13 protein-coding genes are annotated in these 17,888 nt (G+C 61.3%); 7 read left to right on the top strand and 6 right to left on the bottom strand.

Translation table 11 applies throughout. The annotated features are described in order from the left end of the window. The first annotated feature begins 126 nt into the window (after window positions 1–126). Complete coding sequence (locus FFS30_RS21515) at window positions 127–2,943, top strand: molybdopterin cofactor-binding domain-containing protein (protein WP_137915264.1); 2,817 nt, start codon at window positions 127–129, stop codon at window positions 2,941–2,943. After that, window positions 2,940–3,488 (top strand): (2Fe-2S)-binding protein, encoded by a 549-nt coding sequence (locus tag FFS30_RS21510; protein WP_137915263.1) that lies wholly within the window; start codon window positions 2,940–2,942, stop codon window positions 3,486–3,488. The genes FFS30_RS21515 and FFS30_RS21510 overlap by 4 nt, the downstream gene beginning before the upstream one ends. 69 nt (window positions 3,489–3,557) lie before the next feature. Here the strand turns inward: FFS30_RS21510 and FFS30_RS21505 are convergent, their stop codons facing one another. From FFS30_RS21505 to FFS30_RS21480, 6 genes are all read right to left on the bottom strand, one after another. Beyond that, on the bottom strand, window positions 3,558–4,952 hold the full coding sequence (locus tag FFS30_RS21505; RefSeq protein ID WP_137915262.1) for a lipase family protein: 1,395 nt from the start codon (window positions 4,950–4,952) through the stop codon (window positions 3,558–3,560). A 374-nt stretch (window positions 4,953–5,326) separates the two neighbouring features. Further along, window positions 5,327–6,112: a TetR/AcrR family transcriptional regulator gene (locus FFS30_RS21500; protein ID WP_137915261.1), complete on the bottom strand. Its 786-nt coding sequence runs from the start codon at window positions 6,110–6,112 to the stop codon at window positions 5,327–5,329. A 105-nt stretch (window positions 6,113–6,217) separates the two neighbouring features. Further along, complete coding sequence (locus FFS30_RS21495; RefSeq protein WP_137915260.1) at window positions 6,218–7,201, bottom strand: alpha/beta fold hydrolase; 984 nt, start codon at window positions 7,199–7,201, stop codon at window positions 6,218–6,220. Window positions 7,202–7,211: 10 nt separating this feature from the next. Then, window positions 7,212–8,096 (bottom strand): metal-dependent hydrolase, encoded by an 885-nt coding sequence (locus tag FFS30_RS21490; protein WP_137915259.1) that lies wholly within the window; start codon window positions 8,094–8,096, stop codon window positions 7,212–7,214. Next, window positions 8,093–8,971, bottom strand: a complete 879-nt coding sequence (locus tag FFS30_RS21485) for an SDR family NAD(P)-dependent oxidoreductase (protein ID WP_137915258.1) — start codon at window positions 8,969–8,971, stop codon at window positions 8,093–8,095. The genes FFS30_RS21490 and FFS30_RS21485 overlap by 4 nt, the downstream gene beginning before the upstream one ends. Beyond that, window positions 8,968–10,467 (bottom strand): NAD(P)/FAD-dependent oxidoreductase, encoded by a 1,500-nt coding sequence (locus FFS30_RS21480; protein WP_137915257.1) that lies wholly within the window; start codon window positions 10,465–10,467, stop codon window positions 8,968–8,970. Before FFS30_RS21480 ends, FFS30_RS21485 begins: the two co-directional genes overlap by 4 nt. 101 nt (window positions 10,468–10,568) lie before the next feature. Between FFS30_RS21480 and FFS30_RS21475 the strand changes: the two genes are divergently transcribed. The 5 genes from FFS30_RS21475 to FFS30_RS21455 all read left to right on the top strand — a co-directional run bounded on the left by FFS30_RS21475 (window position 10,569) and on the right by FFS30_RS21455 (window position 17,789). Then, complete coding sequence (locus FFS30_RS21475) at window positions 10,569–11,579, top strand: AraC family transcriptional regulator (protein WP_137915256.1); 1,011 nt, start codon at window positions 10,569–10,571, stop codon at window positions 11,577–11,579. Between the two features lie 283 nt (window positions 11,580–11,862). Next, on the top strand, window positions 11,863–12,654 hold the full coding sequence (locus tag FFS30_RS21470; RefSeq protein ID WP_137915255.1) for a TetR family transcriptional regulator: 792 nt from the start codon (window positions 11,863–11,865) through the stop codon (window positions 12,652–12,654). 176 nt (window positions 12,655–12,830) lie between these two features. Then, window positions 12,831–13,370, top strand: coding sequence for a hypothetical protein (locus FFS30_RS21465; RefSeq protein ID WP_137915254.1), 540 nt, complete (start codon window positions 12,831–12,833; stop codon window positions 13,368–13,370). Window positions 13,371–13,548: 178 nt separating this feature from the next. Beyond that, complete coding sequence (locus FFS30_RS21460; protein WP_212742542.1) at window positions 13,549–16,578, top strand: TonB-dependent receptor; 3,030 nt, start codon at window positions 13,549–13,551, stop codon at window positions 16,576–16,578. Between the two features lie 281 nt (window positions 16,579–16,859). Then, window positions 16,860–17,789: a hypothetical protein gene (locus FFS30_RS21455; protein WP_137915253.1), complete on the top strand. Its 930-nt coding sequence runs from the start codon at window positions 16,860–16,862 to the stop codon at window positions 17,787–17,789. The last annotated feature ends 99 nt before the right edge of the window (window positions 17,790–17,888 follow it).

Genomic DNA, 17,888 nt, shown 5'->3' with positions numbered 1-17,888 from the left:
GCCATGCGGTGAACTGTGCCGGCGTGTCATAAATCCGGCGATCCCATCGGTTAGCGTGGAGCTTCCGGGTGTGGCTTCCGCGTCGTGGGGCGGAAACGCGAAGACATTAGATTGTCGGGGTAGGGCATGCGGAACTTCGACGCCGAACGGCGTGGCTTCCTCAAGGCTTCGGTCCTCGCCGGAGTCAGCGTCTATCTCGCGCCGCTCGGCAGCCCGGCCTTCGCTGCGCTGTTCGAAGAACGGTTGCTGACGCCGCTCGCTTGGAATGGCGCGGATGGTACTGCGAAATTCCGCATCGACGGTCTCGCCAAGGCGACCGGTGCGAAGATTTTCGCCCGCGACATCCGTGCCCGCGACATGCCGCACTGGCCGCAGCAGCAGGGGCATGCTTTCGTGCTGCGCACGACGAAGGCAGACCGCGCCTATCAGGGTTTCGATCTTTCCGCGCTCGGGGACGAGCTGAAACCCGACCGCGTCGTCACCGCCGAAGACATCGCGCGCGACGGCCTGGCGTTTCCGAAGTTCTACGGCGAAGACATGCTGCTGCCGCGCGGCAAGACGGCGGCTTATCTCGGCCATGCCGTGGCGATCCTGATCTACCGCGATTTCGCGCGTTTCCGTTTCGCCAAGAACAAACTCAGGCTGCGCGAGGACACGATCCGCTACGGCGAGATCACCGGCCCGATCGCGCGCGATCCGTGGTCCACATTCCGTTTCGTGCGCGTCGGCGGCGAGACGCCGTATGCGGACGATATCTATTCGAGCCTGAAGGACATGCCGATTTTTCCGGCCGGCTATCGCAAGCACGATCCGGTCTGGCCCGAGGCGAACGCCAAGGGCAAGCTCGAACAGGCCGGCATGGACCACGCCGCGCACATCGGCGCCGAACTCGACTGGCCGCCGGCCGAGTGGTTCGTGCACGAGCGCGAGTACGCGACGCAATCGATCGATACATCGGCGTTCGAGGCCGACAACGCGAACGGCTGGTACGACGCGGCGAATCGCGCGTTGCATCTGGTCGTGCCGGCGCAATCGCCGCACGAAGTCCTCGACAGCGCTGGCGAGATGCTGGCGAAAGCCGCGATGAAGATCGACAAGCTGTTCCTGCATCCGTGCTCGACGGTCGGCTTCGGTTCGAAAATCCGCAGCAACTTTCCGTTCTACGGCATCGTCGCAGCGCTCTATGGAGACGGCCGTCCAGTGCGCCTGGCCAACGACCGCTACGAACACTTCCAGACCTCGCTCAAGCGCCACGCATTCCGCATGCGCTACCGTATCGCGGTCGACCGCAAGAGCGGCCTGCTGCAATCGTTCCAGGGCACGTTCGAGGCGAACGGGGGCGGCCGCTGCAACCTCACGCCGGCGGTGTTGAAGGCCGCCGCGGCCGAGGCGCAGTCGATCTATTATTTTCCGAAGAGCGATCTGGCCGCGGTGGCAATTGCCTCGCATGCGATCGACGCCGGTTCCGCGCGTGGTTTCGGCGGTCTGCAGAGCATGGCCGCGACGGATATGGCGATGGACGCGATCGCCGCCGAACTCGGACTCGATCCGATCGAATTCCGCCTGCGCAACGTGCTTCAGGGCGGGATGAAGAATGCGCAGGGCGCGATCCCGACCGACGCGATGCGCGCCGGCGAAGTACTCGAGAAAGCGCGCGTGCACCCACTGTGGATGCGCCGCGCCGAACGCAAGAAAGAGTACGAGGCGACGCGTCCGGGCTGGCGCTATGGCGTCGGCTTCGGCTGCGCGCAAAAGAGTTTCGGCACCGGCGCGCAATCCGCGTTCGCGCGCGTCGAAATCGCGCCAGACGGGCGCATCGCGCTCTGGCATGTTGGCACCGAGATCGGCACCGGCATGTCGACCTCGCAGGCGGTCGTCTGTGCGCGCCGGCTCGGGCGCCCGGCCGATGCAGCGAATTTCTCGGTCACCGACTGGACCGATCTGCCGATGGTCAGTAGCGGTGATGCGCACGCGCTGAACGAGGCCGATAGCGACCGCGCAGCGACGAATCCGCGTTGGACCCCGCTGTATTGTTCGCCGTCCGATGCGAGCAATTCCGCCTATTACTACTCGCACGCCACCGACGCGGCGGCGCGCCTGATCTTCGAGCACGGCCTGTGGCCCGCGGCGCTGGCGTTGTGGGGCGGCGGCCGTGCTTCGCGGCCGTCGCTGCGGTCCGAGGATGCGCGTTGGGTCGATGGCAAGCTGAGCTGTGCCGGCATGCGGCCGCTCGCGCTCGCCGAGCTGGCGAAGAAGGCGCACGCGCAGGGCGGCGTGACCGGTACGGTCGTGCATGTGTTCAACCGTTGGCAATGGGCCGAGTCCGAATGGGACATCGCGGGCCAGCGCGTGCGCGCGCCGATCGACGGTCTTGCCCTGCGCTACGGTGCCGGTGCACCGGCGGCGAAGAAGGCGATGATGAAGACACCGAACGGTTTCCATCTGCTCGAACGCAGAGCGGTCGAGTACCCGCCGGCCCAGCGCAACAACCCGATCGTCACCCGCTACAGCGCGATCGGCACGCTCGTTGAGGTCGCGGTCGAAATCGCCAGCGGCAAGGTCGAGCTGCTGGCGCATCATTCGATCATGGAGTGCGGCGTACCGATCGTGCCGCAGCTCGTGTCGGGCCAATTGCAGGGCGGTCTCGCAATGGGCATCGGCCACGCGCTGCACGAATATCTGCCGCTTTATGAAGATGGCCCGGGCAACGGCAGCTGGAACTTCAACCGCTATCGTCTGCCGCGCGCGAGCGATGTCGCCGTGTGGACGCAGACGGCGGAGATCCTGCCGCCGCTATCGGCGAACGATGCGCCGAAGGGCATTGCCGAAGTGGTGATGATTCCGATCGTCGCTGCACTCGTGAACGGCATCGCGCATGCGACCGGCCATCGCTTCAGCGAACTGCCGGTGACGCCGGAGAAAATTCGCGGGGTCCTGGCATGAGCCTGCCGATGCGCTCGTTGAGTCTGACCGTCAACGGCCGCAAAGTCGGCCCGATCGACGTGCCGGACGGATTGATGATGATCGATTTCCTTCACGAATACCTCGGTCTCACCGGATCGCGGCTTTGTTGCGGACTCGGTCTTTGCCATGCCTGCACGTTGATCCTCGACACGGCCGAGGGTTCGCAGGAAGTGCGCACCTGCATCACTGGCGCGCATTTCTTCGACGGCAAGGCGGTGCGCACGGTCGAAGGGCATGCGCAGTGCAACGCGAAAGGCGACGTGACCGCGCCTTCGCTCGTGCAGCAGGCTTTCCTCGAACACTACAGTTTTCAGTGTGGCTATTGCACGCCCGGTTTCGTCAACGCCGCGACCGTGCTCGTCGAGCGCCTGAAGAAACAGCCGGTCGCAAAAGCGAAGGTCGAAGAAACGATCTCGGCCGCACTCGAACCGCATCTGTGCCGCTGCACCGGCTACGTGCGCTACTACGAAGCGGTCAAGGCGCTCGTGCTGTCCACGCCCGGGCTGACCAGCAACGACGTTTGATGCGCGTGCCCCGAAGCTGATGTGTGAAAGTGCGCGGGGCCGCGACGAATCGCGGCCCCGCCGTCGGCATCATTGCGTATCGAACGGGTGATAGGGCAGTTTCAGGAACAGCGACAAATCGGTGCTCCAGGCGGACTGGTTGCTGCAGTCGTTGCGCGAGGCGGCGCCGTTGAAACGATTGGTCAGGAAGTTGTAGGCCGGCAGAACGCCTTCGATCGCGCCGGCGACGTGCACGAGGGCAACGAACGGCGTCGGTGTCGCCGTGCGCATGATCTGCACATTGGCGCCGGCCGCGCACCATTGCTTGGCGAGATCGTTGCTCGCTTTCGGCGGCACGAGTTCGTCGAACGAATCGTTGTAGATGAGCACCGGGAAGTTCGGCGAGTAGCCCTGATTGACCAGACTATTGATTCCGAAAATGTACTTGCCGGGCGCGGACTGCGGCACCGTTACCCACGGCGCGATCGTGTAATTCTCCAAAGGTCCGGCGAACGCATACTTGATGACGCCGTCGATTGTGCACGAGGTGCTCGCGCTGGCCACGAGCGCTTTGCCGAACACGTTCATGTAGTCGTTGATGCCCGACTCGGGGAACGCACGGGCTAGGCCGTTGATCGCCATGACGATGAGGCCGTCGGTGATCTTGCCGTCGTTGTTGGTATACATTTGCGCAACGTCGTTGTTGGAGCCCGCGCCGATCGTCGCGCCGACGATGTTCAACTCCGGCGCGTAACTCGCGGCCAGCGCGGTCGCCCAGCCGGATGAACTGCCGCCGCCCGAATAGCCCATGATCCCGACCTGCGTGCCTGCGTTCAGTCCGGCCGGTGCGTAGGCGAGCGTGGCGCGGATGGCGTCGAGCGTGGAGTGTCCTGCCTGCGGGCCGGCTATCCATTGCGACTGCGGTCCTTCGTAGTCCGGAACTACGAGAGCGTAGCCGTACGCCAGTGCCGGCAGGGCCAGCGCGATCGCGAACTGCGAGGCGGCCAACTGGCCGTTCAACAAGCCGGTCCGTGCCTGATAGGAAGGCGCACAGCGAATGTGCGGAGAGTCTTCTTCGACACCGTACGAAATCAGCGGCCGGGTACCGTTGCCTTGCCACGGGCCCTGCGGCACGAGAATCGTCGCCACGCCGGTCGTCGGCTGGTTATGGCTGTCGACCGATTTGTACAGAACTTGGTACGCATTGATCTTGAGGTTCTGCAGGATCGTGATGTACGGGGCGAATTTCTGCGCCTCAGTGCCGAGCCAGGTGAGCACGTCGGTCGAGTACAGCGGCGCCAGATACATCGCGTTGATCTGGCGGTCGCGGATGAATCCGCCGTTCGGCAGCGATTCGTAGCCTGCGGGTGGCGTGTACCACGGATCCTGGTCGGGCGGCAAAACGGATACCTGCGCGTAGGCCGAACCGGTCAATCCGATTATGAAAGCGAAAGTCAGCGCCCATGCTTTGATGCTTCTCTTCATCACACGACTCCTTGGTAGTTTGCCTTGCGGGAAGGGGTACTACGTCGAACGTGCGGTCGCCGCGGCGGCCCTCGTTCGCCGCCCATGCCGGCGGTCGTTGCACATATGTCGAAGCGGGTCTAGGAAGTGCCTCATGCTCGGCGGTCGCAGCGGAACGGGCGGCAGGAGTATAGGGGGGCGAATCGGTCTACGCATTTGCATACGCAACAGACTGTAAATGACAATGCGCAGGCCGCACGGCGCATGGCTTTAGGTGCGCACGATGAAACGCCCACGGTGAAGGGCAGGGGCGCAGCGGACGTCTGCGCTACAGAGTTGGGTGTGCTCAGCAAATTTCGCGGCTGAGTTTCCGCGAAGGTTTCCGGTGTCGCCCGTCAGGACGTCAGGCCGGAATTCGGTTTCCGTGCACCGTGTCGATTGCTCGCTCGTGTTTGCGTGCGCGCATCGACGACCGCGGCGGCAGCATCGGCGAGATCCATCACGTGCTTGACCGAGGTGATTTCCTGCGTCTGTCCGAACGGTGTCGTCAGCACCGGGGAGATGAAAGCGATCAGGCGGGCGAGCATCAGCGTGTCGCTGATTTCTTCGCCGATGCAGATCGCGGAAACCAGCTCGTCGATGTTTTCGCTCGCGAGCATGCCGGAAAGCGCCTTGAGGCTGAACTGCAGGCGCATGCCGAGTTCATGGCGCGGCACCTGCGGCAGCGAGCGTGCAAATGCTTCGAAGAAACGGCCGTAGATCGGCTTGTAGTGGTCGACGAGATAGTCGCGAATAAACGGCGACGGATCGCTGTAGACGCGGCCGAGCAGACGCATGAACGTCGGGCCGCCGACGTTGTTGCGGGTAAGCCGCAGGCCCGGCACGAACAGCACGCTGAGTACGAGGGACACATCGAGCGGTCGCCCTTCGCTGCGCTGTTCGCAGTCGGAAAGCAACTGCAGGCGTTCTTCGTTAAGGCGGTCGAGGCGGCTCGACAGAAGCTCGTGCACCAGGGCTTCCTTGGTGCCGAAGTGATAGTTCACCGCGGCGAGATTCGCGCCGGCTTCCATCGTGATTTGGCGCAGCGACATCGCATCGAATCCGTATTCGATGAACAACAATTCCGCTGCCTCCAACAGGCGCTGTTTTGTGCCACCCGAACGGATGGACTGTCTGGCCATCGACGAAAACGCCCCTAAATCTTGTCCACGTGAACCAAGTCTACCGCAGCCGCCCGCGCGTGTCCCCGTACGGACTGGCGGTTTTGAGCCGCCCGAGAGCGGCGGTTAAGCCGTCCGTAGGGCAGGGTTTTCCAAGGTTTCGGGCCTGGCGGACCCGGCCGCGGCGGCAGTTGCGATCAATCGCGCGACCGCGTCGGCCTGCGTTATCGGGATCATATGGCCGCCGGGCAGCAGATGCAGCTCGGCGCCCGGCACCGCGTCGGCCAGCGGTTTGCCGTGCACGGCGACGGGGCAAATGGGATCGCTTCTGCCGAAGACGACATCGAGCGGCAGGGACAACGACGGGTAGTGCGGAGTCATCACCGCGAGTGCGCCGGGCAGCGCCACCATATCGGTCGAGGCCGCGATAAAGTTACCGGGGCGCGCACCGAGTGCGCCGCCGCCGACCGTGTCGAAGTCCGCCGTGGGTCGCTCCGGCGCGAACACGGCCCTGAGCGTCGCCTCGTGGCCGAGCTGGCCGAGCGGGGCGGCGAGAGTCCAGGCGATCGCCCGGCGCAGCAGCGGCGAGTCGATCTCCAGACCCTTGAACGCGGCCGGGACGTCGTGGACCTCGTGGCTGGCTGGAGAGATCAACACCAAAGCGCGGATGCTGTCCGGATGGTCGAGGGCGAGCGCCAACGCAAGCGCGCCACCGAGCGAATGTCCGACCAGAAGCGGGCGCTGTAAATTCAGAGCGCGCATAAAGGCGACGACAATGGCCGCCTGCTCGAACAGGTTGGGTTGCGCGCCCGATGCCATTGTCGAGTAGCCGCAGCCCGGACGATCCACCGCGATCACGCGATGGCCCTCGACAAGCCGATCGATCAAGGCATGGAAGTTGCGCAGGTTTCCGCCGAGGCCGTGCATGAGCACGACGACCGGGCCGCTGCCGCGATCGACGTAGTGCAGGCGCGCGTTGCCGATTTCGAGAAAATTGCCGAGCGGCGGAACGATCGCTTCCACTCGCCGGGCAACGAAGGCAGCGTACAACGCCAGCGCGACGATCGATGCGATCAGGACGATGACAATGCCATAGAGCAGCGCGATCATGGCGCGGACTTCAACGGTACGCCGCGGCGCAGAGCGCGTCGCAGGCGGCAAACGGATCGTGCGTGCGATCCCAGGTTTCGAGCCAGTTGCGGTAATTGTGGATGGTCGGCTCCTGCGTCGGATGGAAGCCGGGCTTGAAGTAGACGAAGAGCTTGCCCGTGAGCGAGCCGTAGATGCCTTTGCGCGGACCGTGCAGCCAAAGGAAATTGCGGATGTGCAATGCGATGCGTTGCGCGCGCGTGAAACCGTCGGCGGCGAGCATGCGATCGGTGTAGCGATAGGTGTAGCGGATCATATTCTTCATCGCGAGCAGCATCGCGAGTGCGCGCTTGAAGTAACCGACCTTGGCGGTTTTTTCCATCACGTCGAAGGCGACCGACTTGTGTTCCATCTCTTCGATCGCATGCCAGGCAAACAGCGCCTTGATGCGGTGGTCGGCGCCTTCCATCACGCTCGCCTTGGCGAAATAGGCGAACGCCATCGTCGCAGTGAAATGTTCAAGCGCCGCGGTATGCGCGACGTTGAACTCGGCGGAATAGTTGTTCGTCCAGCGGTCGAACTCGTCCTTGCCTTCCTTGAGGATCTCGCCCATTGGCATGCCCTGGCGTTCGAGCATGCTGTTGTAGCGCGTATGCGCGAGGCCGTGCTGGCCTTCCTGGCGCATGAAATCGCGTACTTCCTGCAGCAGCGCGGGATCGGCGATACGGTCGCGGAAGGCGCGTACGCTGGTGATGAAGTAGCGTTCGCCGTCGGGAAAGCCGGACTGCACCGCATCGAAGACGCGCGTCTTGTAAGCGTCGCTGCGGAACCAGTATTTCGGGATCGTTTCGTCGAGGCCGAAATCCAGATGCTCGCGCGGAATGATCGTTTCGTGTTGTCCGAGTGGCTTGTTCATGCGCTTTCCTCCGCCCGTGCCGGCGCCGCGGCATTGGTCTTGTGCGTGCGCCTGTGAATGGTTTCGATGAGTGCGGCGTAGCCTGAAGGGAATAGCCGCTGGATCTTGTCGAGCACGACTGCGTCGCGGCCGACGAGTACGCGTCGACGATTGCGCGACACTGCGTCGAGAACGATCGCTGCCGCCTTGTCGGCCGCAGTGACGAGGTGTTTCTCGAACTCCCGCGACGAGGTAAGCGGATCGACGCCGAGTGCGGCGATGCTCGCATCGACGCGCGAATTCTTCGCGATCGCGGTCTTGATTCCGCCCGGATGCACGCACGTGGCCGACACGCCGCAACGCATCAGATCGAGTTCCTGGCGCAGCGATTCGGTATAGCCGCGCACGGCGAACTTGGCCGCGTGGTATGCCGAAGCGCCGGGCGAGGCGAGCAGGCCGAACAGGCTCGACACGTTGACGACGTGGCCGTCGCCGCTCGCTTTGAGATGCGGCAGAAAAGCCTGGGTGCCGTGCACGACGCCCCAGAAATTGATATTCATCAGCCAGGTGAAATCCGTCATCGACATCGCCTCGACCGTGGCTGCGAGACCGACGCCGGCGTTGTTGAAAATGAGATTGACCTTGCCGTGCTCCTGCGCCGCGGCGTCGGCCCAGGCGAAGACCGCGCTGCGGTCGGCGACGTCGAGCTTGCGCGTGCCGATGCGCACTGCGGCGTTTGCCTGCCGCGCGAGGGCTTGAGTCTGGGCGAGGCCGGTTTCGTCGAGATCGGCGAGGCTCAGATGGCAGCCGCGTCCAGCGAGCGCGATCGCGAGTTCGCGACCGAGACCCGAAGCGGCGCCGGTGATCGCTGCGACTTTGTCGGTAAAGTTTTTCATGCCGTTGCCTTGCCGGGTTCGCCGACGGTTGTCTGCGCGACGTGCGAGAATCTCAATGTGCCGTCGGCGATCGGCCGGAATTTCAGATTGAGCAGATCGACGAGATAGTTCTGCCGCAGCCGCCACGGCGATCGCGGCCCTTGCTGCGGGAATTCGTCGATCGAGCGGCGCACGTAGCCCGAGGTGAAATTGAGCAGCGGCAGCGACGGTTCGAGACTGGCATCGTCGGTCTGCGCCACGACCTTGGCATAGCCGCGCCGATCCATATGCGCGAGCAACCGACAGACGAACAGCGAGGACAGGTCGGCGCGCAAGGTCCACGAGGCATTGGTGTAGCCGACGCAGAAGGCGAGATTCGGCACGTCGCGCAACATGACGCCGTTGTAGGTGTGCGACTTGCCGAGATCGACAGGCTTGCCATCGACGCTGATGCGCGCGCCGCCGAACGCCTGCAGCTTGAGCCCCGTGGCGGTGACGATTAGATCGGCCTGCAGATGCCGGCCGGATTGCAGGCGGACTCCGTCCTCGACGAAGGACTCGATGCCGTCGGTGACGATCGACGCTTTGCCCGCGCGGATCGCTTTGAACAGATCGCCGTCGGGTACGAGGCAAAGGCGCTGGTCCCAGGGCTGATAGCGCGGATTGAGGTGCGTGTCGAAGGCGAAATCCGTAGGCAGGAATTTTTTCTGCGCGGCGCGGATCAGGCGCTTGAAGAATTCCGGCGTACCGCGTGCGAGCCCGAAGAAAGTCATCGTAAGGGCGACGTTCTTCGCGCGCGCGAGACGATAGGCCGTGCGCAGCGGCAGACGTTTGCGCAGCCAGGTCGCGATCTTGTCTCTCGCCGGCAGGCTGGTGATGTAGGTCGGCGAGCGCTGCAACATCGTTACATGTTCGGCGGTGCCGGCCATGGCCGGCACGAGCGTCACTGCGGTGGCGCCGCTGCCGATCACGACCACGCGCTGACCGGCGTGGTCGTGATCGCGCGGCCACTGCTGCGGATGCACGATCGTGCCGCGGAAATTTTCCTGTCCGGGAAACGCCGGCGCATGGCCTTTCTCGTAGTCGTAGTAGCCGCAGCAGAGATAGAGAAAACGGCAGCGATATTGGCGCCGTTGTTTGTCCGCGCCTTCTTCGACGTCGACGAGCCAGCTCGCCTCGGTCGAAGACCACGCCGCTGCCGTCACGCGCTGCCCGTAGCGGATATGCCGGTCGATGCCGTACTCGGCTGCGGTTTCGCGAAGATACTTGAGTATCGAAGCGCCATCGGAAATCGACTTCTCCGCCGTCCACGGGCGGAACGAATAGCCGAAGGTATACATGTCGGAATCCGAACGGATGCCCGGATACTGGAACAAGCTCCAGGTGCCACCGAGTTCGGTGCGGCTTTCGAGAATCGCATAACGCTTGTCTCCAAGGCGGCTCTGCAGATGGTAGGCCGCGCCGATGCCCGACAGACCGGCGCCGACGATGAGTACGTCCAGATGTTCGATCGGCATGCCGCCTTTCCTCGATTCGATCTGTTTGCAGTGTGCCTAGCGTGCGCCGCGCGCGTCTGTGTTTCTTGACCTTGGACGACAATGATTTGACACTGCGCGACATGACGACGATGACGCGAGCGGGTGCTTTGCGCGGGTTTTCCGACCTGGTGCGCGAACTCGGCGCCGATCCGAACGCGCTGCTGCGGCGGCATCGCCTGAGCGCGCGCGCGCTGGCCAACGAGGATGCGTTGATCCCGTCGCGCTCGGGCATCGAGCTGCTCGAAGACAGCGCGCGCTTGTTGCAGTGCCCGGATTTTGGCCTGCGCCTCGCGCAGTTCCAGGACGTCTCGACACTCGGGCCGCTCGCGATTGCGATCCAGCATGCGCATACCGTGCGCGAGGCCGCGGCGAGCGCGTCGCGCTTCATCTTCGTGCAGGGCACCGGCATCGCTTTCACCTTGCAGGCCGACGCCACGAATCGCCATCGCGCCGAGCTGCGCTTCGACTTTCTCGAGTCGCGCATGGTGAATTGCCGGCAGTCCATCGATCTCGCGATCGGCCTCACTCATCGCATCATCGGCCTGCCGTTCGGCGGCGGCTATCCGCTCGAAAGAGTGTTTCTGCCGCACGAGCCGCTGGCCCCGGCATCCGCTTATGCACGCTTCTTCGGCGCACCGGTGCGATTCGCGGCGGCGTACGCGGCGCTGCGCGTGCCGACGAGTTTTCTCGACGAGCCGCTGCCCGAGTTCAACGAAACTCTGCGCGCGCTCGCAGTGAATTATCTCGAGAGCAATTTCGCCGATCGCGAGCACACATTGTCCGCGCGCGTGCGGCTGATTCTGTCGAAGAGCTTGGGCACGCAGCAGTCCGAAATCGCCAGCGTTGCGAGTCTTCTCGCGATGCATCCGCGCACCTTGCAGCGCCGCCTCGTCGCCGAAGGCGCCGCATTCGAATCGATTCGCGACCGCGTACGCCAGGAGGCGGCGTTGCGCTATCTCAGCTCGACCGAATTGTCGCTGACGCAGGTCGCGACCTTGCTCGGTCTGTCGGAGCAGTCGGCGCTGACGCGATGCTGCAAACGCTGGTTTGACAAGACGCCGTCGGAGCTGCGCCGACAGGCGAAAGCGTAGTTCTGCTGCGTACCGAAAATCTCTGAAATGCCGCGCACCCGTTGCGCGCGTAGCGGTTCGCGCTGCCGAAAGACCGAGAAATCTCGAGCATCCGAGCGAGTTTCGCGGCCCCGTGCACCGATTGGTGCACCGCAGCTTGATCTGCACGCTTCCCTAACTAATATATCAATCGCTCGTTTGAAATTGCTTTATGAAACTTTTGTAAGAATTGGGGTCTGGCCAGCCGAGTTCCAGGGCGGGCCAAGCATCGAAACTGCACGTTCCGCCAATAGGGATCTCCCTGATGATCGGTCGGCAAGTCAATTCGATCGGTACGAAAGCGCGTCTGCTGCAAGCGGCAGAAACGCTGTTCGTCGAGTATGGCTACGAGGCCATGTCGATGCGCCAGATCACGGCGCAGGCCGAAGCCAACCTTGCCGCGGTCAACTACTACTTCGGCACCAAGGAAGCGCTGCTGAAGGAGCTCCTTTCCAGTCGCCTGGACCGCCTCAACGAAGAACGCCGGAGCCTGCTCGCCGCATGTGAGCGTGTCTATGGCGAAAACGGAATGGACGTATCCCTCGTCCTCGCCGTGCTGTTCGTGCCGGCGCTGCGCCTCGCGCGCGACGACGGTCCGCTCTCGATGCGCCTGCTCGGACGCATCTACAGCGATCCCTCTCCTTTCATCCGCGACTATCTCGGTGCGCACTACCGCGAAGTCTACGAGTGCTTCTTCGCTGCCTTCGAGCGCGCGCTGCCACAAGTCCCGCGGCACGAACTCGGCGTGCGTCTGCAGTTCAGCTTGAAGGCGCTTTCTGGTGTGCTGGCCAGCCAGAACCTCGATCAGCTGATCGCCGCTCTGTGCGTGGGCGAGGAAGTCACGGATACGCGCCTACTCGCGCGCCTGATTGCCATCGTCTCGCCGATGCTCACGACGCCGTTCGGACAGAGTGCGCATGCGGACGCGATCGAGCGCGTCATGGCGCTCGCGGACGATGCGGGGCTGGTGCCCGCATTGAGTCCTACGAAATTCGGCAGCACGGGCAGCGTATTCGACTTGCTCGCCCAGCCCGTCGCTGCGCAGGGGAGAACATGAACCTACAAAACATTCAAGGCGGCACGCTCCGGCGCGCCGCCGCAACGAATCCTTGGTCGCAAAAGCTCAAAAAGGGGAAGCGGCCTCGCTAAGCGCCGCCATGCGTTTCGTGGCGACAGTCGGGCGCACTGTGTCTTGCGCTCAATATCAATCCACGTCTCCAAAGGAGTAATGCAATGAAATTTGCAAAGACAAGTCTTAAAGCGATGTTCGCTGTTGCAGGTATGGTCGTTGCTTCTTCGTCGTTTGCCTACTCGATTGCAGGAGGTGGGACCACCACCGACTACACGGGCGGCACATATGCTTCCTACGGTGGTCTTTCGCTGCCTTGCAGCGTCGATTTTCATCTGACGTTGAATTCCGGCGGAAGCACCGCGGAAGTCGATAGCGTGACCATCAATGGCTCTTCTGCCTGCTCGGCAGTAACTGTCAATGTGGCTGGTTCAAATCATGATTCCTCGCAGCCATATAGTAGCTGGCACGTAAGCACGGCCGTTTCTATTGGTGGCACTCAGTACAGCGTGACGATCAGCAATGTCTGGATCAAGATCCCATATCTCAACAACGTTGTCTGTACGGGCACCGTGTCGGGAACCATGGATAACAGCAATGGTTCGTTCACCTTTACCAGCAATTTGTCTGCTTCAAACGGCGGCCAGTGTGCGGTGGGCTCGAACCCGTCTTTGTCTTCCAGTCCGAAGGTGACGGCTCCCTGATTTTAGCGTCGAAATATCAAAAGAAATTCTTGAGCGAAATAACCCTGAGTCCTAAAGGAGGGCGATACTTGCCCTCCTTATTTTCTTACGGGTTGATGGTTAGATAGTAATTGGCAAATTTATGTCTTTGCTAAATTTCTGCTGCCTTGATAACGCATATTTGGGAGGGAATAAGTAAATGTCCATGCACAGAAGATTTCCGACGAACTGGCCGCGTCGGCTGTCTCCAACCCCGCTCGCGCTGGCGCTATTCGCCGCTGTGGCCGCACACGCTGGAACTGGCGCCGACGATGCAGACGCGGTCGCCGACCCTCAGCAGGCCGCGCCGCAGCGTACGGCAGCGCAGAAGTCTTCTGCAGCAGCGAACAACAGTTCAGAACTCGCCACGATTGTCGTTACCGCGCAGAAAAAAGAAGAAAACATTCAGAAGGTGCCGATCGCGATCACCGCCTTTAGTGGCGAAGATCTGATCAATCGCAAGATCGAAACCGGCGGGGATCTGGTTACGGCGACGCCGAACGTGAGCTTCACCAAAACCAACTTCGCGATGTACAACTTTCAGATCCGCGGCATAGGCACGCAGGCGTTGTCGGTGACGACGGACCCGGCCGTCGCGGTCAGCTTCAATTCTTCGCCGATGATTCGCAATCGCCTATTTGAACAAGAGTATTTTGACGTCAGCAATGTCGAAGTGCTGCGTGGGCCTCAAGGGACACTGTTTGGTCGCAACGCGACTGCGGGCGTGGTCAATATGATCCCGAACCTGCCCAATTTCGACGGTTTCGAGGCGTGGATCAAGCCGGAGGTCGGCAACTACGACAGCAAGCGCTTCAGCGGCATGGTTAATCTACCGATTTCCGACACGCTGGCCTTTCGAGCCGCTGGTGCTTGGACGGACCGCAGCGGTTATATCGAAAACACCGTCACCGGTCAGAACGTCGACGGACGTAATTTGTTCTCGACCCGTGCCAGCCTTGCCTGGAAACCGAACGATTCGGTCAACGCGAGCTTGGTTTGGGAGCATTTCTACGAACATGACAATCGCGCGCGTACTGGCAAGCAGCTGTGCCACACCGACACGGGCACGACGTCGGTAAATGGAGTCGCCACGTCGAAAGTTGATTCGGCACATTTGAATCGAGGTTGTCTCGATGGATCTTTGTACGGCGACAGCGCCTATGGCGTTCCGAACGGCAGCGGCTTGCCGTGGATCTTGGCCGCGTCGACCGCCGTGGGCCAGACTGGTGCCAATCCCAATGGCACCATCGCGTATGCCATCACTCCCGGTACTGATCCTTTCCAGGGGCTGACCCAGTCAAAGGATTTGCGCAAGATTGCGACAACCTACGATCCCCAGTTTCGTGCGAAGAACGATATCGTTCAGTTCAATTTCGATGCGGAAGTGGGAAAGGGGTTGAAGTTCGTTTCACAAACCTTGTTTACGCGCGATAGCTATTACTCCACTCAAGATTATGCGCGCTTCCAGTCGAATCCGATCTTCAATGCGACTGATAATGTATTGGCGACTCTCAACCCTGCTGTGCCGGCCTATAACATTTTGCCGAATGGTGTTTACTGTGACCCTCAGCTGGGTTGTTCCAATCGTCAGTTAATGGTGGATTTGAATACGGCATACAGCAAACAATGGTCTCAAGAGTTTCGTTTGCAGTCTTCGTACGACGGTCCTTTCAATTTTAGTGTCGGGGCGAATTATCTCTACTACGAGATCAACGAAAATTACTACGCGTTCAACAATATTTTTACCCTGCTTTCGCAAAGTTATTACAACCGCTCCAGCATAGGATCGACCCCTATAACGTGCAGCCCAGGTCAGCCCGAACCGGTCGCAGGTAGGGGCTGTATCTATATCGATCCCAATCCTATCGGTCAGCTTAACGGCCAGGGCCACAACTATTTCCGCAGCTGGAATGTGGCTGATACGCGTTCGGTTGCCTTGTTTGGCGAAGCTTATTGGCAGTTTACCGACACGTTGAAACTAACAGCGGGTTTGCGCGTCACCGACGATCGTAAGACCACTACGCCGATCCCGAGCCAGGCTTTGCTGACCACAGGGTTTGCCGGCGGCGGCACCGTCAATAGCGGCTATCCGGCGCTGCCCGATATCCACCAGAGCTGGACCGAGCCGACGGGTCGTCTGGTGCTGAACTGGACGCCGCAGACTTCGTTCACCGACAGCACCTTGGTGTATGCCTCGTATTCCCGTGGCTACAAGGCTGGCGGTACCAATTCGCCGGGCGTCGGAGCCGATCCTCAGTACCTTTACTTTGCCCAGCGCGATCCGCGTTATAAGCCTGAGTTCGTCAACGCGTTCGAGCTCGGTACCAAGAATGTGCTTGCCGGCGGCAAGCTGACTGTGAACGCTGCGTTGTTCTACAACGACTACAAGAACTACCAGGTGTCGCAGATTGAGGACCGTGCGACGCTCAACGAGAATTTCGACGCCAAGACATGGGGGGCCGAGCTGGAGGTGGCCTGGAAGCCGGTGCGTGAATTTCAGCTCAGCGGCGCACTAGGTCTGCTGGGCACCCGTGTCGGTCCCAATCAGTACTCGATCGATCCGATGAATCGCACTCAAGGCAATCCAGATTGGGTGCTTGTGCGGCCTTGGATGCAACAGGCATCGAACTGCATCGCGCCGGCAGCAATCGTGGCGAAACTTCTGCAGTTCACTGCTACACGGCCTAGCCTGTTGTTCGGCTTGTGCGGCAAGAACCCGTTCAACCCCGGTTTCGGACCGGGTAGTCCGAATCTGCGTTTCCTCGGTGGCGTTCCCTATGATCCGCTGGTCGATGCGCCGAACGGCGGTCAAGGTTTTGCGGCGAATGTTGGCGGAAACAGCCTGCCGAATGCACCGCACATCACGTTGAGCATCAGCCCTCAGTACACGTTCTTCTTCGATCACAGCAACCTGACGTTGCGTGCGGACATGTACTACCAAGGCGAAAGTTGGGCGCGTATCTATCAGGACAAGATCGACCGCCTGCACGACTGGGGCAACGTCAACGTGTCGGCGACTTGGTATCAGCCAGAGTCCGATTTGACCGTGCAGCTTTATGTGAAGAACGCGCTCAACGGCAAGGCCATCACCGGCACCTTCCTCAACAGCGACGACACGGGGCTGACCTCGAACGTGTTTATCCAGGACCCGCGGATCATTGGTTTGAGTTTGCGCAAGGGATTTTATTGATAGATGCGGGAGATATACGTCGTCCAGCGGGAGAGGGAATCCGGCAGTTCGATTTCTCTTGCGTGAGATTGAACGTGCAAAGTGCCGGATTCCTACATGCAGCGTGGGATCGACGGCAGGGGTATTTGCCGGAAGAGCCGATCGGAACGGCCTGTTCTTCCGACTATGCGGATGCAGCTTGCGCAGGATGCGCCGCAGGTCGTTCTTGCCTTCTCTAGGGTCGCACCATAAAGGCACGCAACTTCTTTCCAGTACCGTCCTTCACGTGATCAGGAGTATTTATGTTGAAGCCAGTTCAAATTCTCACCCTCGCCCTGACAGCCTTGGCGGCTGCTGTCTGCACTTCTTCTGCAACAGCATCGGTGGCCAATAGCCCGTTTGCGGATTTTCAGTATTGCCCTTACAACGATCCGACCATCGTCGCCAGCCGCGGTGCCGGTTGCGTCTACAACGTCACGGAGTCCGGTTCGCTGACGATAGGCAGTACTGCGCTACCGATCACGCCGCCGGTCGTGCTGCAGGGAGCGGTAAAGAACCTGGGCCCGTCGCAGTTGGTCGATGCGGTCGGAGCGCCGACCTTGTCTTCGCCGCCGTCGAAGGTTCCGGGTGGTCTGCTTGGTATTGCCAATCCTGCGCCAAATTGGCCGTTCCCGCTCTGGCAAGCGTTCTGGAGCATCGTCAACTCGGTGAATGACGTCTCGGCGACGTTGGAATTGACCGCTCCGGTACAGGCCACTTTTTCCAACGCTTTGGCCACACCGGTCAACGACCCTACGGCCTATATCGCACAGTTGAACGTACGTGCGAAGCTGAGTAATCCCTTCCTCGGCGACACTTGCTACATCGGCTCGGCACAGAATCCGATCACGATTACTCTAATCAATTGGACGACGAATCCGCCGCCGCCGAATCAGCCTATTTCGGGCGATAAAGGCACGCTGGAGTTTGTGTGGGTGGATCAGGCGGCGGGCATCAACTATCTGAAGGTTAGTGACAATACGATGGTGGATAACGCATTCGCCGTACCAGCGGCGAGTGGCTGCGGCAATATCGCCTTCGGACTGCCGATCCTCACTCCGCTGCTTGATGCGCTCGTGTCGGGGGCCGTGAATCTCAAGGTCGGCTTGCCCTCTGCGGCTGGTAAAAACACGGTCATCATGACGGGCACTTCCGAGATTGCTTCGGCGAGGTTCGTGCGTCCTTATCAATGATCTTCGGCCTTGCTGGACTTTCGGTTGCAGTAAGCATAGAAAGTATGCAATTGCGCCGTGTTTCGATTTTCGCGAATTGATCGAAGTCTGGCTTCATAT

It is taken from the genome of Rudaea sp. 3F27F6 (genome assembly GCF_005503555.1).
Lineage (GTDB): Bacteria > Pseudomonadota > Gammaproteobacteria > Xanthomonadales > Rhodanobacteraceae > Rudaea.
Note: the sequence above shows the minus strand (reverse complement) of the source record. Positions and strands in the feature narration are given on the sequence as shown.